Genomic DNA, 16,745 nt, shown 5'->3' with positions numbered 1-16,745 from the left:
TTCGCCTTTAAAGGAGTAGAATCTGTAAAAAGAACTCGTCCTCCTACCATATTGTGATTCATTGCTAGAAGAACAATTTCATCAAAGATTTCTTGAAAAACGTTTGTATCTTTGAAACGTTTTTGACGATTCCAACTGATTGTTGAATGATGTGGTATAGGATCATGAAACTTTAATCCTAAGAACCATCGATAGGCCATATTCATCCGAATTTCTTGTTCTAGTTTTCTTTCTGAACGTATGCCGTATAAGTATCCTATAAACATCATTTTAAAAAGAATAAGAGGGTCTGAAGGACGACCTTTTTCTTCACTATAATAAGGCCTAACTTTCTCAATAATAAAGGAGAAGTCAATGTATTTATCTATTTTTCGAAGAAGGTGGTCCGAAGGAACCATATCATCAATGGAAACAAATTCATATTCATTTTGCGTAAATTCTCTTGGTTTTAGCATAGTTAATCCCCGCCAATCAATATATTATATATCTCTATTTTAACATATTAACGCGGTGATTTGTTAAAATATTTATACATTATTAAAGGCTGTCGAGATTTTCTCGACAGCCTGAGAAAGCCTAGGTAGGCTTTCTTTTACGTACCTTATAAGGATAGCTCCTGAGGTTCTTTTCCTGCTTCCTCGTAATACAGGATAGAATCTGGTGTAAAACGAAGGAGAACATACTCTGGATCATCCGCACTCGGAATCCAGCGCTTCAAGGACTCATTCCAAAACTTATTTTTTAACTCCTGAGATTCTTCAATACTGGCCGTGGCTTCCATTTCAACATAATTATCATGCAACTTATCTCCTCCATAGCCCAATAAAATATGAACATGAGGGTTTTGTTTCATATCGTCTACTTTAATCGTCTGACTGTTAGAGGCAGCAAACAACGTAAGATCGTCATTATAAAAAATCATAAAGCGAGAATAAGGCTTTTGCCCACGAATGGTCGCAAGTGTTCCAATCTGGTGGTCTGAAATGACAGCAAGTACTTTATCTTTTAAACCGGTTGTCATCGAATTCACTCCTTTTTTTATCCTAGCATTACTTTGCCTTAAATAAAAGAAAAATAAACCATTGTTCATGGAAAGGTAGGCTTTCAAATTATGGGAAAAATATTTACCTTACTCGTCTTGGTTGGCGTTCCCTTATCTGTTATTGGTTCACTCATGCACTGGCCAAGTATTATGCTCTTTGTCATTTATTGTATAACAATTATTGCCCTTGCAAGCTTTATGGGAAGAGCAACAGAAAGCCTTGCCATTGTCGCTGGCCCCCGTATTKGKGGCCTCCTAAACGCAACGTTTGGGAATGCTGTAGAGTTAATTATTTCAATCTTTGCTCTACAAGCGGGCTTAATTGAACTCGTACTAGCTTCTTTAACAGGGTCTGTTTTAGGGAACTTATTATTAGTCGGAGGACTAAGCTTTTTCGTTGGGGGCTTAAAATTTAAGCGTCAAACCTTTAATGTGTTTGATGCTCGTCATAATTCTGGTCTATTAATCTTTGGTGTGGTCGTAGCATTTGTCATTCCAGAAGTTTTTACTACTTCTATGGATGCAGACAAAACGATGAACCTGTCAGTGGGAATTTCGGTCATATTGATATTGCTGTACTTAGCGGCATTGTTCTTTAAATTAGTAACCCATCGAGGGGTTTATCAGCCCCTAGAAGGCGGAGCTGTTCACCATGAGGAAGAACCAGAGTGGGGAAGAGGGAAAGCACTCATAATCTTACTACTTGCAACCATTGCCGTTGCCTATGTTTCTGAAAACTTGGTTCATACCTTTGAAGCCGTTGCCGAAAGCTTTGGCTGGAGTGAATTGTTTATTGGGGTCATTATCGTAGCGATTGTAGGGAATGCTGCAGAACATGCTTCCGCCATTATTATGGCCTATAAGAATAAAATGGACATTGCGGTAGAAATTGCCGTTGGTTCAACTCTTCAAATTGCCATGTTCGTTGCTCCGTTGCTTGTGTTAATTTCATTATTTTTCCCTGTGTCGATGCCTCTTGTGTTCACATGGCCAGAGCTTGCAGCTATGATCACGGCAGTATTTTTAACGGTTAGTATTTCAAATGATGGAGATACCAACTGGTTTGAAGGGCTTACTCTCCTTGCTGCTTATGTGATTATGGGAATTGGATTTTATTTATTGTAGCTTACTTTTGGGACCCCTGCTGGTGCAGGGGTTTTTAGTTTTWAGAGGTGGGTGGAGGGCGGGGGGAGGTGACCTGCAGAGGGAAAGTGTAAGTGCACGCAACAGGCCGGGAGCCGCACGGAAACCGGAGCAATCCGCACGCAAAAACCTCAAGTGCACGCAAGGTTCAAAAATCTGCACGCACGTGGTCGAAAAGTGCACGCAAAAGGCCGAGAGCCGCACGCAAATCGTAGTAGGCCGCACGCAAAAACTTAAAGTGCACGCAAGGTCCAAAAATCTGCACGCACGTGGTCGAAAAGTGCACGCAAAAGGCCGGGAGCCGCGCGCAAATGGGAGTCGTCCGCACGCAACCGGAGCAAGCCGCACAATCTCAACGAATGCCGCACGCCATCCGCCCCATCCACACCCTAAAACCAAAAAAAAATCGACCTAGCCACTGGCTAGGTCTTCAATTAGTAGGGAATTTAGGGAAAATAGTACAGCTCATGTGACAGTTGCTACAAGAAACAGAGAGTGTTATATATTGCCTTACCTTATTAGGTGTTGAACTTATCTTACTACATATTAATAAAATTGTAAATATTCAGAAAACAATTTCGTATAAAAATTTTTGGATAGACATTTTACAGAAGGAAAAGCTATTGGAAAGCATGGATAACAATGAAAGGGGTTTTATCTGTGAGATATATATTAATGAGTTTGATTGCTTATACTTTAGCACTTTCTTCTCCTCTAATGACTTTGGCTGAAAAGGCGGAGGATGTGAAGCAAGACGAACAGCAGAATAAGAAAGATAAAAAGCAAGAGGAGAGTAAAGAGAAAACACCAAAACAGCTTGAGATTCCGTCAGCGGTCATAAATGTTGGTCAGGATAATACATATCCCAATCCAACGCAAGATCTACCTTATTTGCAGCCTAGTGATTTAACTCAAGAACTTATTGATTCTTCTCAAGTGAAAATTGAGAATCCAAATTTAATAAAATTATTAAATGAGTCTTCGATGAACAAGTCGCCGTTTGCCTTGGGAGTTCGCGCGACGATTTATCTTGGAGAGTGGGCGCTGAATTATGAGAGTAGCGAGACATCTCCAAATTGGCAGTATCAAAAAATTAATACAAACTATGTGGATAACCGTGGGGGGAAAGGGAATGTCACGATAAGTTATTCACAGGATGCTCAGAAGCAAGTGAAGGGTGATCTGACGGCGAAGGTTCCGTATGGTGATCATGTAAAAGATTTGATGCTTTTAAAGGCTATGAAAAATACAGGGCTACCGCTGTCGTTTGAGACGATTATGGGGGCGGGAACGAAGGCTGCTCAAGTATATAATGTTCCAGCAAAGAAACTAGGTTATTTATATGCGTACGCTCCAGCCATTAACGAAAAAGGCAAGGTAACATACGGAGAAGTGTATTTGACGATTAAAGGAACAAAAAGATTAATCGTGGTAAAAAATGTGACCTCACAAGGGATTGGGGCTTGGATTCCCATTCAAGACCATGTGAGCTTTGGATTTCATACGGGAAATCAACCTAGATAAAATGAAGGAGCGCCTGCGCTTAGCAGACGCTCCATTCTATTTTACATCGAGATACTCGCCGTTTTTTTAGTGAAATCTTCACTTGGATAGTACATATTTTTTACAAGTACGTTTGGACCTAGGCACTGAACAGCTGGACAATGACAGTTTAGCTCCTTGGCAAGCTTTGTATTCATCCATTTATCGTACACATCTGGAAGAGAGTCCTTTTGGATATTACCGAGTGCTGGTGTGTCACCAAAGTCAGTCACGATGACGTCTCCTGTAAAAATATTGACATTCAAGCGAGAACGACCATCTGGGTCATTTCGGACGGTTACATTTTTAGCTGCGTATAAACGCTCTAGTAAACGGAGGTCCTCGTCCGTTTTACTACAAGGATAAAATGGAAGGGTTCCAAATAGCATCCAAACGTCCTCATTACGTATATCCAGTAATCGGTGGATGGCTGCGCGTGTTTCTTCGAGGCTTAGGGTTTCAAGTCCTGATGCGAAGTCGCTTGGGTACATTGGGTGCACCTCATGGCGCTGACAGAGCATTTCTTCCGTAATTTGTTTGTGAATATGCTCAATGTGTGGAAGTGTTCGTTTATTCAGCATCGTTTCTGCCGATACGGTAACACCGTTTTGAACAAGGAGGCGGCTATTTTCAATCATTCGTTCGAATAGCTTTGCCCGCTGTTCACGTGTTGGCTTTCTCTCCATCATAGCAAATCCACCGTCGATAAAGTCGTCGACTGTGCCCCAGTTATGAGAAATGTGGAGCACGTCTAGGTATGGTGCAATCATTAAATAACGTTCTGGGTCGAGGGTTAAATTTGAGTTAATTTGGGTTCGAACCCCTCTAGAATGGCTATACTGTAAGAGAGGCAGCACATATTGTTCGACCGATTTTTTTGATAGCATCGGTTCTCCGCCTGTAATGCTAAGGGAGCGTAAGTCTTGTATTTCATCTAACCTTGATAGGAGTAGCTCAATTGGCAGGGCATTCGGGTCTTTTGGTGTTAATGTGTAGCCAACGGCACAGTGCTCGCATCTCATATTACAAAGGGTGGTCGTCGTAAATTCCACATTAGACAACGTTAATTTTCCGTGTTCTTTTATGTCCATATAGGCTTCCCAAGGGTCATAGTTAGGGGTAATGGTTTTCATTGTTATGGCTTCACTCATAGGTATCTCCTTTTAACGAAGGTAAAATTTCATTATAGATTTTAGAAACTGCTTGTCAACTAAAGCAATATTCTATACGATTATAACAGACGAAAGGAGCGAATGACTTTTGGGCAACGCAATTCACGATAAAGACTCACAATTAGATTATTTAAAAAATCGCTTAAATATGTTTGTAGACGTATTAGATTCCATCGATCCAGAGCATACGGATCTTGAGGATATCGACCGTTTAATCAATATGATTGACGATATAGAAGTAAAGTGTAAGCAATTCAGCACTTCAAAAGATGAGGAAGAGTCCAAATAAAAGGGCTCTTTTTTTGTGGAATAAAACTTCACAGAAAACTCTTTCTTTTATCAATGTAATAAAACCTCCTAAATATCTTCCAAGGTTTGCCGATAATTATATTATATTGAAAAAACAACCTAACGATATGGAGGAATAAGGAATGAAGCTAGAAGGTAAAGTTGGGGTTATTACAGGAAGTGCGGACGGAATTGGGAAAGCTACAGCCTTACGTTTTGCGAAAGAAGGGGCAAAGGTTGTTGTTTCAGATGTAAATGAAAAATTAGGTCAACAAGTTGTTGAGCAAATTAAAGAAAGCGGCGGAGAGGCAATTTTCGTTAAAACAGATGTAACGGTGTTCGAAGAAATGGAAGCTCTTGTTGAGGCTGCAGTTGAAACGTTTGGTTCGATTGATATTATGTTTAACAACGCTGGAATTGGCATGAATAAGCCATTTTTAGATCATGGACCAGAGGATTATCATAAAGTTGTAAATGTAAATCAACATGGTGTGTACTACGGTATGCTTGCAGCGGCTCGTAAAATGAAGGAACTTGGTAGCAAGGGAGTTATTATTAACAACGCCAGTGTGTTCGGATTTGTAGGGACTCTTGGAATTGCAGGATACCAAGCAGCAAAAGGTGCTGTCGTAATGTTAACGAAGCATGGTGCTCTTGAACTTGCTCCTTTTGGCATTCGTGTTGTAGGTGTTGGACCAGCAGCTGTTAATACGAATATTGTAGAGGGATATCGCCAAGCTGGCTTATTAGAATACATGAAAAACAACAAATGGGTCGTGAGCTAATTGAGCCAGAAGAAATTGCTAGTGTAGTAACGTTCTTGGCTTCCGATGAAGCACGAGTAATGAATGGTTCTGTTGTAATGGCTGATGACGGTTTCGCAAGCTTTAAATCAGATATTCGCCCGTAATATTACTACGTAAGAAGGTGCAAACATTGAACAAGATTGAACAAATGAGAAATGAAGACAACAAGAAAAAGAATGTATTTATGTTTGGTGTATTTAGTGTGTCCCTTGTTTTAGCGTTAGTAAAAGCTTTCTCTGAGGGAGAGACGAGTACCATTATGCTGTTTGGTTCTGAATTAGTGGCGTTTACGCTAGCATTTGTGGTCGCTCAATTTATAGTGAAGCGTTATATGCTATTTCCTTATGTTTCTGTGATTTTAGTGAATTTGTTTACGATGGCAGGAATCTTCCTTGTTGGAGGAGGATGGACAGTCGTGTTAGTCTCCTTCTTCTTAATGATCTTCTCAGCCGTTCACTTTAGTCGTATCATCTTTGCAATCGGTTTTTTCCTAGGACTTGCCAATATTTTAACGGCGGCTTCTTTAGGAACCAACGAAGTAGAATCCATACAAGCTAATATTGTCACGCTATTATTGACATACGTCATGGGTGCAGCATTGTTGCAGGTAATGATTCGTTTAACGTGGTTACAGGATAAGAAGATGTATGAATTAGTGCAAGAAACAGAAGCAGCGACGGCTCATGAGCTTCAACTGAAAGAACAGCTGACTGCAAGTATGGGCGGAATCCTTCAAGGAGTAGAGAGCTCCAATGAGCGTATTCAGCGTAACCTTCAAGGGCAAAGTGATATGAAGGAAGGCATCATTCAGATGGCAGCAGGAAGCAATCAACAAACAGAGCAGATTGCAAGTATTACAGAAAATGCTTCTATGACGAATACATTAATGGAAAACCTTCAAAAGAGTGTTCAATCTTTAATGGAAGAAGCCAATGAAACGAGTGCTCTTACAGAAGAAGGTAGCACAAAAGTAACGTCGTTCTACGGTGAAGCCAAAGACATTCAAACATTTATTAAAGAATTGAATTTAATCTTCCATACATTAAGTGAAAAGATTCAAGAGACCAATACTTTCTCTGATAGCATTAAGCAGATCTCAGAACAAACAAATCTTTTAGCTCTTAATGCTAGTATTGAGGCAGCACGTGCCGGTGAAGCAGGTAAAGGCTTCTCTGTTGTAGCAGAAGAAATTCGTAAGCTTGCTGAAGTAACCAATTCGACTGCTGAGAGCATTACTCGTAACCTAAAAGAAGTAAACGAAGAGAACCGTTTAACTCTAGGTAAATGCAGGCGAGTGACGAAAGTATGGAACGTATGCTAGTTTCGGTTAATGAAGTGGTTTCCTATTTCGATCAATTAAAGGCAAGAGTTAATCGAATTGGTCAAGAGTTTCATGCAACGGATGATGTTACGCGCTCTGTTCTACGTAACTCTCAAGAAGTGGAAAAATCAACGTCAGAACTAGCTGCGATTATTGAAGAGGCAAGTGCGGCACTTGAGGAAATGAGTGCAACGGTCGAAACCTTGACAGATGACAATGTGGTTATTGGTAATGTGATGAACCATACAGCTGAAGAAGCGAAGAAGTTAATGGAATCAACAAAATAATCTAAGAAACGGCAGACTCAGTTAATCGGGTCTGTTTTTTTATAGATAAAGAAACCGTTTTCACCTTCCTCTTTCTTCTAGCAAGCTATGGCAGTATAATAGAAGGAGAATATATAGACCATGCAAAGGGAAAACGAGGGGGAAATCGTTCATGAATATGGAATTGTTGGTGAAAAGTATGTACGAGCTTGTGGTGGAGACGTCTACGAATCTACCAAGGGATGTGAGGCGATCCATAAAATTGGCGAAAGAGCGCGAAAACGCAGGCACTCGTTCGGCAATGAGCTTAGACACGATTTCAACGAATATTAAAATGGCAGACGACCAAGTGTCGCCTATTTGTCAGGATACAGGATTGCCGACGTTTAAGATTAAAACGCCAATTGGTGTCAATCAATTACAATTAAAAGAAGCGATCTTTGAAGCGATTCAGCTTGCAACAAAGAACGGGAAGCTTCGTCCAAACTCGGTGGATTCATTAACGGGGGCCAATAGCGGTGACAACTTAGGTGCAGGTACACCTGTCATTAAGTTCGAGCAATGGGAGAAAGACTATATTGACGCTCGCCTGATTTTAAAGGGTGGAGGGTGTGAAAATAAAAATATCCAATACAGCTTACCTTGTGAACTAGAAGGCTTAGGTCGTGCGGGACGTGATTTAGACGGTATCCGTAAATGTATTATGCATTCCGTCTATCAAGCTCAAGGTCAAGGATGTTCAGCCGGATTTATTGGTGTAGGAATTGGCGGAGACCGCTCCTCAGGATACGATTTAGCGAAGGAGCAACTGTTCCGTTCAGCAGACGATGTAAACCCACATGAAGACCTACGAAAGCTAGAAGAATACGTAATGAATAACGCGAACGAGCTAGGGATTGGAACCATGGGCTTTGGAGGAGAGACCACCCTTTTAGGCTGTAAAATTGGTGTCATGAACCGCATCCCAGCGAGCTTTTTCGTATCTGTTGCATACAACTGCTGGGCTTTCAGAAGGTTAGGGGTAAAAATGGATCCGGAATCAGGTAGAATCACAGACTGGATGTACCAAGAAGGAGACAAACCGGACCTAACGAGTGTAGCAGCAGCGGAAACAGCGGCAACCATTGAAGAAGAGGCTACAACGATTGTTGAACTAGAAGCGCCTATTACAGAAGAAAAGATTCGTTCCTTAAAAGTGGGAGATGTTGTGAGAATTAACGGCATGATGTACACCGGACGTGATGCGATCCACAAACATTTATCAGACCACGAGGCTCCAATTGATCTTGACGGTCAAATTATTTATCACTGTGGCCCAGTCATGTTAAAGGACGAAGCCGGCGTATGGCATGTAAAAGCGGCTGGCCCAACCACAAGTATTCGTGAGGAACCCTATCAAGGAGATATCATGAAGAAATTTGGCATTCGAGCTGTTATTGGTAAAGGCGGCATGGGGGCTAAAACTCTCAAAGCACTAGAAGAACACGGCGGAGTATATTTGAATGCAATCGGCGGAGCGGCTCAATACTACGCTGACTGTATCAAAGAAGTTAAAGGTGTGGATCTGATGGAATTCGGAATTCCTGAAGCAATGTGGCACTTAGAAGTTGAAGGGTTCACAGCAGTAGTGACAATGGATTCTCACGGTCACTCTCTGCATGAGAGTGTAGAGAAGACGTCACTTGAAAAGTTGAGTCAGTTTAAAGAGAGAGTATTTTAATAGGTGAATCAATAAGAAGGACATTCCATACACTTGGGGAATGTCCTTCTTATTTTAACTAAGGCAGAATCTTAATCACCGTTCTACCTTTTGTCTTTTTTTAGAATAAAGGGGCTTTTGAAGTAGAGTATGTGTAAAAGGCTACCGTAAATATGCGGTGTATTGATGGGAGCTTGATCCAGTAGTTAATGAGGGATGAGGAAGGGTACACAATTCTTATCACATGTTATGTTATGATTCCATTTTTCAATTGTTGAAGGCCAAATAATGCAAAGTCACAGCTTCTTTTCGGTTTTTTTGTATACTAAAAAACCGCTTCTTTCTTAAGAAACGGCGGTTTTTTCTTCGTATAAAGGTAGTATGATTTCAAAAGTGGTTCCTTCTCCGACCTTACTGTCAATTAGGATGTTTCCTTGGTGATTTTCAATAATTTTATAGCAGACTGTTAGTCCAAGCCCCGTGCCTTTTTCTTTCGTTGTGTAGAAGGCTTGTCCAATGTTATGTAGTTGTTCCTCTGGAATGCCCACTCCTTCGTCTCTAATAAAAAGGGATATAGTATCTGGACTAAGAGAATAATACAATGAAATCTTTCCACCATGATCCATGGCGTCGATAGCATTTTTAATTAAATTGATCATAACCTGCTTGAGCTGGTTTTCCTCTCCCTTAATAAATATGGGATAAGCGGGTAAAGACTGATGAATTTCAATACTTTTCATATTGGTTTCCGTTGTCATGAGGGTGATGACTTGCTCAATGACAGTACACAACTCGATTTTCTTGTATGTAACAGCCTGTGGCTTTGATAATACAAGAAGTTCGCTCAATACAAGCTCGATTCGTTTCATTTCAGAGAAGATTAAATCTATATATTCTGGATTAAAAGATTTCTGTTCCTTCATAAGTTGTAAAAACCCTGAGATGGATGTTAAGGGATTTCTTACTTCGTGAGCTATAGATGCTGACATTTGAGCGATGGCACCAAGTTTGACAGATTCTAAGGCAAGGTTTTCATTTTGCTGAATGAGGTCTAATCGTGAGGTACGGCGATCCGTAATATCGGATAAAGTTCCAGCAGTTTCATAAACCGACCCTTCATCATCGTATATATATTTCGCATTAATCTCGACCCAAACATATCCACTGTCTTGTTTTTTGATACGCACTTCGTCTTTAAAAACGGTTACTTGCTTGGTAATGGACTGGACAAGTTTTCCTCTAAGGATATCCTCGTCTTCCTCGTAGACAAATTCAAATAAATTTTTTCCGATGGTTTCTTCTGCAGTGTATCCTGTTAGTTGTTCCCAAGCAGGATTTACTAAAGTAAAAACTCCCTTATCGTTTGTTTGATAGACAATTTGATTCAATTGGTCAAAAATATGTAAGCTTTTTCCTAAAAGGTTTCGGTAATCCTGTTCCGATTGGGAGAGGGTAGTATGAAGTGATTTCGATTGATCATAATAAGAAGCGAGCCAAAATGCCAGTATTATGACAAATAATGAAAATGGTAAATCGAGTACTGGATTATAAGTGTAAGAATTTAATCCATAGAAGAGTAAATTCCACATGGACATTACAATCATGACAATTAGGGATACGACGATTCTTCCTCTATATCGTTTTAGCATCGTACAACCTCCTCACAAATATTATCATACAATAAATTTTGAATATTTAATATCTTTTTTCTGAGATGTGGGGAAAATTGGAATGAAAGTGTAATGATATAACACGCATACTAATAGGGACTGAATTTAGGGTGGGATAGTATGAAACGAACCGTGCTAGCTTTACTGGTAATAACTTTTATCATAGGTGATACAACTGTATTTGCTGAACGTATTCAATGGGGATTTAAACGTGGTCAAAATGAAAAGCAAGCCGACGCAGGTCCAATGTATGAAGCTCTTTTAGAAAAGTATGATGGCTTTTATATGGGAGATAGTAAAGAGAAAGTGGTGTACCTCACTTTCGACAGTGGCTACGAATATGGCTATACTGAAAAAATATTAGATGTGCTGAAAGCAGAAGGAGTGCCCGCTACATTTTTTGTTACAGGTCATTATTTAAATTCAGCGGAAGATCTTGTGAAAAGAATGGTGAAAGAAGGACATATTATAGGAAACCATTCATGGCACCATCCAGACTTCTCAGCTGTATCTGACGAACGCATTCGCGAAGAACTGCAGAAGGTCAAAGATCGTACAGCCGAATTAACTGGTCAAACCACAATGGAGTATTTACGTCCGCCACGCGGGGTATTAAACGAACGTTCGGTTAGGATAGCAAAAGAAGAAGGATACTATCATGTGATGTGGAGTTTAGCCTACACGGACTGGTATGTGGACAAGCAAAAAGGTCCGGACTTTGCTCATCAACAAATCATGAAACAGCTTCATCCTGGTGCGGTCATTTTGCTTCACTCTGTATCCAAGGACAATGCGGATGTCCTAGAAAGAGTCATACGGGATGTAAGAGCCAAAGGCTACCAATTCAAAAGCCTAGATTACCACTATGGAAAAAGCGAGCCGTTCGACCAGATCTTTATGTCTGGAGCCTAACGGCTTTTTTTGTTTGGGGGACAGGGACTTTGTCTTGTGTTTACGAGGATTTTGGTTTGAGGGGACAGGGATTTTGTCTTATTTTCTTGGGGGTAGGGAAAGTCATGACGGCAAGAGCTTTGTCTATTTTTAAAGGGATGTCTAGGTGATGTGTATAACTCACTCGATTTTCAAGAGTGAATGAGAGTTTTTACGAGACAAAGTCCCTGTCCCTCTGTCTTTACCTCTGTCTTTAAGCAGGACAAAGTCCCTGTCCCTCTGTTATGATTAATCGATGAGTAGGGGGGGCGGGGAAGTTGGAAGTTCGTGTATCAGTTGAACAACCTTATGATGTGGAGTCGGTTTTGTCTTATTTTACTGGGCATCCTCTTGTAGTGGTGGAACAGAGTGGGTTACGCTTTGGACTAGACCACGGAGTACGGTCTATTATCGATGTGAAATATGAAGGTGAGATAGCTATTATCCATTCGGAAATCGACGATATGAAGTTTATTGAAAAGACCATGCATATTCTTCATTTAGACAGGCCGCTAAAGCCCATAGACGAATTTTACAGAAAAAGTGAGTTACAAGAGATATTTCAGAAGTATGAAGGGTATCCTTTATTATTAGAATTAGATGATTATATGAGCATCATTCGCTGTATCATCTCCCAACAGGTGAATTTAACGTTAGCTCGAAACATCTTTACGAGTTTAACGCATACATACGGGGAAGAGGTAGACAGCGTATGGTTCTTTCCAAGACCACATGTGTTAAAAGAGGTAAGTATTGAAGAGCTTCGCACACATAAGTTAAGTCAAAGGAAAGCGGAATATATTCAAGGATTCGCCAGTCTCGTAGCGGACGGGGCAATCGATATGGACGAGCTAGACAAGTTATCCAATGATGAGATAATTGACCGCCTATTGCCAATACGAGGAATTGGAAAGTGGACGGTTGAAAACTATTTGCTCTTTACACTAGGACGTGAAAATCTGTTTCCTAAAGGAGACATTGGTATACAAAATGCTCTTAAAAAATTCCTTCAGCTCGACCGCAAACCGACGATGGATGAAATGGACATATACTCCAGAGACTGGGCACCTTATTTAAGCTATGCAAGCATTTACTTATGGAGAAGTTTAGAAAATGGAAGTGAACAAACCAATGCAAAATCAAAACAAACCAAATCGAGGATCAAAATCAAACCAGGCTCGTAAGCAGTCAGGAAATAAACGACAAGGACAGCAAACGGCTGTCACGATTGAAAAGGGACAACGATTCCCGTTAACCATCAAACGACTAGGTATTAACGGTGAGGGAGTCGGCTATTTCAAAAAGCAGGTCGTTTTCGTCCCAGGTGCCCTTCCAGGAGAAGAAGTACTAGTAGAGGCAACCGACATTAAACATAAATTTGCTGCTGGCAAAGTTGTAAAAATTCGCAAAGCTTCAGAGCATCGAGTGAAACCACCGTGTGTCGTCTACGATGAGTGCGGCGGTTGTCAGCTACAGCATTTAAAATATGAACAGCAGCTGGTTGAAAAACGTGACATCGTCATCCAAGCGTTAGAACGATACACGGATTTTAACGTCGGCAAAATGGACATCCGTCCAACAATTGGAATGGAGCATCCATGGCATTACCGAAATAAAAGCCAATTCCAAGTGGGCGAACGAAACGGGAAAATCATTGCAGGACTTTATAGCTTAAACTCACACAAGCTTATTGATATTCCTGAATGCATTGTCCAAAACCCACACGTTAATAAAGTGGTCGTTACGGTAAAAGAAATTTACGGGACCTCCGAATTCCAATTGCAGATCCGAAAGGAAGAAAAGGTTCGGTAAAAACCATCGTAACCCGTGTGGGAGTGAAAACAGGAGAAGTTCAAGTGGTATTGATTACAGCCACGCAGGACCTACCTCGCAAAGAACTATTGGTTGAAGAGATAAACAAGAGATTACCTGAAGTGGTGAGTGTTATGCACAATATTCATCCAAAGAATACCTCTCTTGTTTTCGGCGATAAAACAGTCCACGTTGCTGGAAAAGAAGCAATTGACGAACAGCTTGAAGACTTCACTTATGAACTTTCAGCTCGTGCATTCTTCCAGCTCAACCCGGAGCAAACCGTCAAGCTATATAATGAAGCAAAGCGTGCCGCAGGATTAACAGGAACGGAAAAAATCGTTGATGCGTACTGCGGATCTGGAACCATCGGACTTTGGCTATCAGATGGAGCGAGTGAAATCCGAGGGATGGACGTGATTAAAGAAAGTATTGTGGATGCTCGGAAAAACGCTGAGAAATTTGGTGTGTCAAATGCAGTGTATGAAGTAGGGACAGCTGAAGAGTGGTTACCAAAGTGGAAGAAAGAAGGATGGAAGCCAGATGTGATCGTAGTCGACCCTCCTCGTACGGGCTGTGACGAGAGCTTCTTGAAGACCGTGATGCAGGTGAAGCCCAAAAGGTTCGTATATGTGTCGTGTAACCCTTCGACGCTTGCAAAGGATTTAAAGATGTTGAGTAAGATGTATGAGGTGAAGAGCGTGCAGCCGGTGGATATGTTCCCGCAGACGGCACATGTTGAAGTAGTATCGCAGATGATTTTAAAAGAAGAAGCAGGCTCCCAATAAGGGGAAAACCTGCTTCTATTCAAATGTTGGGGCGGCAAATCGGTAATGAATGACCGGTGTGCCGTCTTTTTTTACATCAATCCGATTGATGAGCGGGTGCAAAATTTCCGGTGTTAGTTCTTCGAAGTTAAGGAACTGAAGAAGCTCTTGTTTTAACTTGTCGATATTATCGATCACTTGTTCACTTTCAAGCATCAATAACATTTCATTTTTCTTTTCGACTAACTGGGCCAATTCGGTGTTGTTATCCTCAACCATATCTAAATACTCATCATGTTTGATCTTTTCATCAGCCAGCATTTTGATGAAGTTCTTCTTTCGATTCTTCAATATATCAATTTGCTTATTGAGTTTATCAAGCTTCTGCTGAATATCCTTCTTTGATTTCTTAGACTTTGCTTCAAGCTCTTTCAAATATTGTTCCTTATCAATTTCTTGAACAAGCTTTCGGATATCATACAAAATCGTCTCTTTGAGAAAGTTCTCTTTGATGGTATGAGCGCTACAGGATTTTTTACCATGACGAGCATAACTGCCGCAAATATAACCATTTTGTCTATTACTCCGAAACCACAACCCTTTTCCGCAATCAGCGCAGAATAAGATGTTTGTAAACAAATGTAGTTTCGGAGCTGTAATGAATTTCTTCCGTTGCTTCATCAGATTTTGTACCGCTTCAAACATATCCCGTGAGATAATCGCTTCATGAGTATTTTCAATGATAAACATATCATCTTTGTCTTGTTTCTTCCGTTTTTTGCTTGTGACACTCACTGTAGTAGTACGGCCTTGAACTAAATCTCCAACGTAATGAGGATTAGTTAAGATTAGCTTTATCGTGGAATCATTCCACTTGTCACTCGCGTTAATCTTGCCTGCTACATCAGCAGGTGTTCTAATTCCCTCATTGTATAAACGTCGAGCGATACTTTCTCTACCACTTCCTTCAAGATACTCCCGGAAAATTCGTCTCACAATTTCAGATGTCTCATCATTACGGATGTAAAGCTTCCCTTCTCTAACCTCATACCCATATGGAGGATTCGAACCTTTAAACAAGCCGTTTTTTGCACGGGTTTTTAATGTTTCCTTTACACGATTACTTGTATTTTGAGATTCTTGTTCATACATCCAAGCATATAGGCCAAACATATTGGTATTTCCAGTTAGTGTGTTGATCGCATTATCTAGTGTAATAATGTGAATACCTTGATTTTCACAAAGGTTTTTGATTTTGTATGATAATTCACCATTACGAGCGAGACGAGATAATTCTTTGGCTAAGATGATATCGAACTTTTTTGCATGAGCATCTTCAATCATTCGTTGAAGATTTTTTCTTCTTTGCTGTTGTTCCGGATTGAACATCTACGTAAAATTCGTTGATGTCCCATCCTTTTTCTTCAATAAATTTGTAGAAAAGTTCTTTCTGATATTTGAGTGAGGCTTTTTGTTCCTCTTTATCTGTTGAAACTCGAATATAGATTGCACATCTCATGAAGCATCATGCTCCTTTTCATTTGATTGAGATGTAGCAGTGTTCACCTTGTTAGCAGTATTGACAAGTTCCTCGATTTTATTATCAATGATTGCTTTGATTACCTGAGCAAATGCTAGCTTAGGGTCTGTGTAGATTCGTTCTACCGAAAGTGTTTTCTTACTCATAAAGTGACCCTCCACTAATTAAGTCGTGGACGATTAACGTGACATTCTTTTTATAAAGCTTGTTACAAATATTTTCGCATTCTTTTACATACCGAGAGATACGTGATAACGATTCAATAATGACCACATCGAATTGCTTTTCTTGAGATAGTTGTAATAAAAGGTTTAATGCTGGACGGTCCTTAATAATTTGAGAACTAACCATATCTTGAAAAATTGTAACTTGGGCAATTCCCATTTCATTCGCATTATTTTTTTAGTTTTTGTTGTTGGTCGTATAAATTTATATAATTATTTACAGATGTACGGCAATAAATAGCTGCTCTAATTTCTTGATTTTCCATAGTAATCTCCTTTGATGTTCATATTAGATACATAATTACGATAATCATTTAGGAATTCAGATAGTATTCCTTCCGCTTTTTTTAGATGTTTGAATGGTGCAGAATTCATTCGGATATATAGCACGCCTTTTTTAAATTTTACTTGTTTGCATTGAGAATGCTCCTTTCAAATTAAAAACCGCAGAAGATTACTTAGCCCTCTAATGATTAGTGACTAAGTAACCTCTGCGGTTTTCGCTTGTTATTGGGTTACAATA

15 protein-coding genes and 3 pseudogenes are annotated in these 16,745 nt (G+C 40.1%); 10 read left to right on the top strand and 8 right to left on the bottom strand.

The features are described 5' to 3' along the window. A partial coding sequence (locus tag M44_RS03515) for a transposase (RefSeq protein WP_010170914.1) occupies window positions 1-455 on the bottom strand: 455 nt, incomplete at its 3' end. Window positions 456-601: 146 nt separating this feature from the next. Then, entirely contained in the window at window positions 602-1,021 is a 420-nt protein-coding gene (locus tag M44_RS03510; RefSeq protein WP_010170912.1) for a pyridoxamine 5'-phosphate oxidase family protein, read from the bottom strand. Window positions 1,022-1,111: 90 nt separating this feature from the next. Here M44_RS03510 and cax point away from each other — a divergent pair, with 90 nt between their 5' ends. After that, entirely contained in the window at window positions 1,112-2,167 is a 1,056-nt protein-coding gene (cax, locus tag M44_RS03505) for a calcium/proton exchanger (RefSeq protein ID WP_010170910.1), read from the top strand. 660 nt (window positions 2,168-2,827) lie between these two features. Continuing rightward, window positions 2,828-3,709, top strand: a complete 882-nt coding sequence (locus M44_RS03495; protein WP_010170906.1) for a YfkD family protein — start codon at window positions 2,828-2,830, stop codon at window positions 3,707-3,709. A 41-nt stretch (window positions 3,710-3,750) separates the two neighbouring features. Here M44_RS03495 and yfkAB read toward each other — a convergent pair whose 3' ends face one another. Further along, window positions 3,751-4,878 carry a radical SAM/CxCxxxxC motif protein YfkAB gene (gene yfkAB, locus M44_RS03490; protein ID WP_010170904.1) on the bottom strand — a complete coding sequence of 376 codons (1,128 nt, stop codon included), beginning with the start codon at window positions 4,876-4,878 and terminating at the stop codon, window positions 3,751-3,753. A gap of 109 nt (window positions 4,879-4,987) precedes the next feature. Here yfkAB and M44_RS03485 point away from each other — a divergent pair, with 109 nt between their 5' ends. The 5 genes and pseudogenes from M44_RS03485 to M44_RS03465 all read left to right on the top strand — a co-directional run bounded on the left by M44_RS03485 (window position 4,988) and on the right by M44_RS03465 (window position 9,300). Beyond that, entirely contained in the window at window positions 4,988-5,188 is a 201-nt protein-coding gene (locus M44_RS03485; RefSeq protein ID WP_010170902.1) for an SE1561 family protein, read from the top strand. Between the two features lie 142 nt (window positions 5,189-5,330). Beyond that, window positions 5,331-6,097: pseudogene (locus M44_RS20010) on the top strand (SDR family NAD(P)-dependent oxidoreductase). A 44-nt stretch (window positions 6,098-6,141) separates the two neighbouring features. Continuing rightward, window positions 6,142-7,219: pseudogene (locus M44_RS03475) on the top strand (methyl-accepting chemotaxis protein); the annotation flags it as partial. A 79-nt stretch (window positions 7,220-7,298) separates the two neighbouring features. Next, window positions 7,299-7,601 (top strand): hypothetical protein, encoded by a 303-nt coding sequence (locus M44_RS03470; RefSeq protein WP_010170893.1) that lies wholly within the window; start codon window positions 7,299-7,301, stop codon window positions 7,599-7,601. Between the two features lie 151 nt (window positions 7,602-7,752). Then, window positions 7,753-9,300 (top strand): fumarate hydratase, encoded by a 1,548-nt coding sequence (locus M44_RS03465; protein WP_029326714.1) that lies wholly within the window; start codon window positions 7,753-7,755, stop codon window positions 9,298-9,300. 323 nt (window positions 9,301-9,623) lie between these two features. On the opposite strand, the gene M44_RS20005 is transcribed toward M44_RS03465, so the two are convergent. After that, on the bottom strand, window positions 9,624-10,928 hold the full coding sequence (locus tag M44_RS20005; RefSeq protein ID WP_010170889.1) for an ATP-binding protein: 1,305 nt from the start codon (window positions 10,926-10,928) through the stop codon (window positions 9,624-9,626). A gap of 141 nt (window positions 10,929-11,069) precedes the next feature. On the opposite strand from M44_RS20005, the gene pdaA reads away from it, so the two are divergent. The 3 genes and pseudogenes from pdaA to rlmD form a co-directional block, all read left to right on the top strand. Continuing rightward, window positions 11,070-11,861, top strand: a complete 792-nt coding sequence (gene pdaA / locus M44_RS03455) for a delta-lactam-biosynthetic de-N-acetylase (protein ID WP_010170887.1) — start codon at window positions 11,070-11,072, stop codon at window positions 11,859-11,861. Window positions 11,862-12,157: 296 nt separating this feature from the next. Next, on the top strand, window positions 12,158-13,063 hold the full coding sequence (locus M44_RS20000; protein WP_010170886.1) for a DNA-3-methyladenine glycosylase family protein: 906 nt from the start codon (window positions 12,158-12,160) through the stop codon (window positions 13,061-13,063). Between the two features lie 109 nt (window positions 13,064-13,172). After that, a pseudogene (gene rlmD, locus M44_RS19995) lies at window positions 13,173-14,479 on the top strand (23S rRNA (uracil(1939)-C(5))-methyltransferase RlmD); the annotation flags it as partial. Window positions 14,480-14,494: 15 nt separating this feature from the next. Here the strand turns inward: rlmD and M44_RS28685 are convergent. Genes M44_RS28685 through M44_RS03430 form a run of 4 tightly spaced genes read right to left on the bottom strand, consistent with a single transcriptional unit; the run spans window position 14,495 to window position 16,382 of the window. Next, window positions 14,495-15,847 carry a recombinase family protein gene (locus M44_RS28685; protein ID WP_272941170.1) on the bottom strand — a complete coding sequence of 451 codons (1,353 nt, stop codon included), beginning with the start codon at window positions 15,845-15,847 and terminating at the stop codon, window positions 14,495-14,497. Continuing rightward, window positions 15,795-15,977, bottom strand: coding sequence for a recombinase family protein (locus M44_RS28680; protein WP_010170882.1), 183 nt, complete (start codon window positions 15,975-15,977; stop codon window positions 15,795-15,797). The genes M44_RS28685 and M44_RS28680 overlap by 53 nt, the downstream gene beginning before the upstream one ends. After that, entirely contained in the window at window positions 15,974-16,144 is a 171-nt protein-coding gene (locus tag M44_RS27475) for a hypothetical protein (RefSeq protein WP_010170879.1), read from the bottom strand. Before M44_RS27475 ends, M44_RS28680 begins: the two co-directional genes overlap by 4 nt. After that, complete coding sequence (locus tag M44_RS03430) at window positions 16,137-16,382, bottom strand: recombinase family protein (RefSeq protein ID WP_010170878.1); 246 nt, start codon at window positions 16,380-16,382, stop codon at window positions 16,137-16,139. Before M44_RS03430 ends, M44_RS27475 begins: the two co-directional genes overlap by 8 nt. Window positions 16,383-16,745 lie beyond the last annotated feature (363 nt).

The organism is Bacillus coahuilensis m4-4 (genome assembly GCF_000171615.1).
Classification (GTDB): domain Bacteria; phylum Bacillota; class Bacilli; order Bacillales; family Bacillaceae_K; genus Bacillus_T; species Bacillus_T coahuilensis.
Note: the sequence above shows the minus strand (reverse complement) of the source record. Positions and strands in the feature narration are given on the sequence as shown.

Coding starts and splice junctions, on each gene's coding strand:
- M44_RS28680 (WP_010170882.1), bottom strand. CDS start 15,977: ATGAGATGTGCAATCTATATTCGAGTTTCAACAGATAAAGAGGAACAA.
- M44_RS20005 (WP_010170889.1), bottom strand. CDS start 10,928: ATGCTAAAACGATATAGAGGAAGAATCGTCGTATCCCTAATTGTCATG.
- M44_RS28685 (WP_272941170.1), bottom strand. CDS start 15,847: ATGTTCAATCCGGAACAACAGCAAAGAAGAAAAAATCTTCAACGAATG.
- M44_RS27475 (WP_010170879.1), bottom strand. CDS start 16,144: ATGAGTAAGAAAACACTTTCGGTAGAACGAATCTACACAGACCCTAAG.
- pdaA (WP_010170887.1), top strand. CDS start 11,070: ATGAAACGAACCGTGCTAGCTTTACTGGTAATAACTTTTATCATAGGT.
- M44_RS03510 (WP_010170912.1), bottom strand. CDS start 1,021: ATGACAACCGGTTTAAAAGATAAAGTACTTGCTGTCATTTCAGACCAC.
- M44_RS03495 (WP_010170906.1), top strand. CDS start 2,828: ATGAAAGGGGTTTTATCTGTGAGATATATATTAATGAGTTTGATTGCT.
- M44_RS03430 (WP_010170878.1), bottom strand. CDS start 16,382: ATGGGAATTGCCCAAGTTACAATTTTTCAAGATATGGTTAGTTCTCAA.
- yfkAB (WP_010170904.1), bottom strand. CDS start 4,878: ATGAGTGAAGCCATAACAATGAAAACCATTACCCCTAACTATGACCCT.
- M44_RS03465 (WP_029326714.1), top strand. CDS start 7,753: ATGAATATGGAATTGTTGGTGAAAAGTATGTACGAGCTTGTGGTGGAG.
- M44_RS03470 (WP_010170893.1), top strand. CDS start 7,299: ATGGAACGTATGCTAGTTTCGGTTAATGAAGTGGTTTCCTATTTCGAT.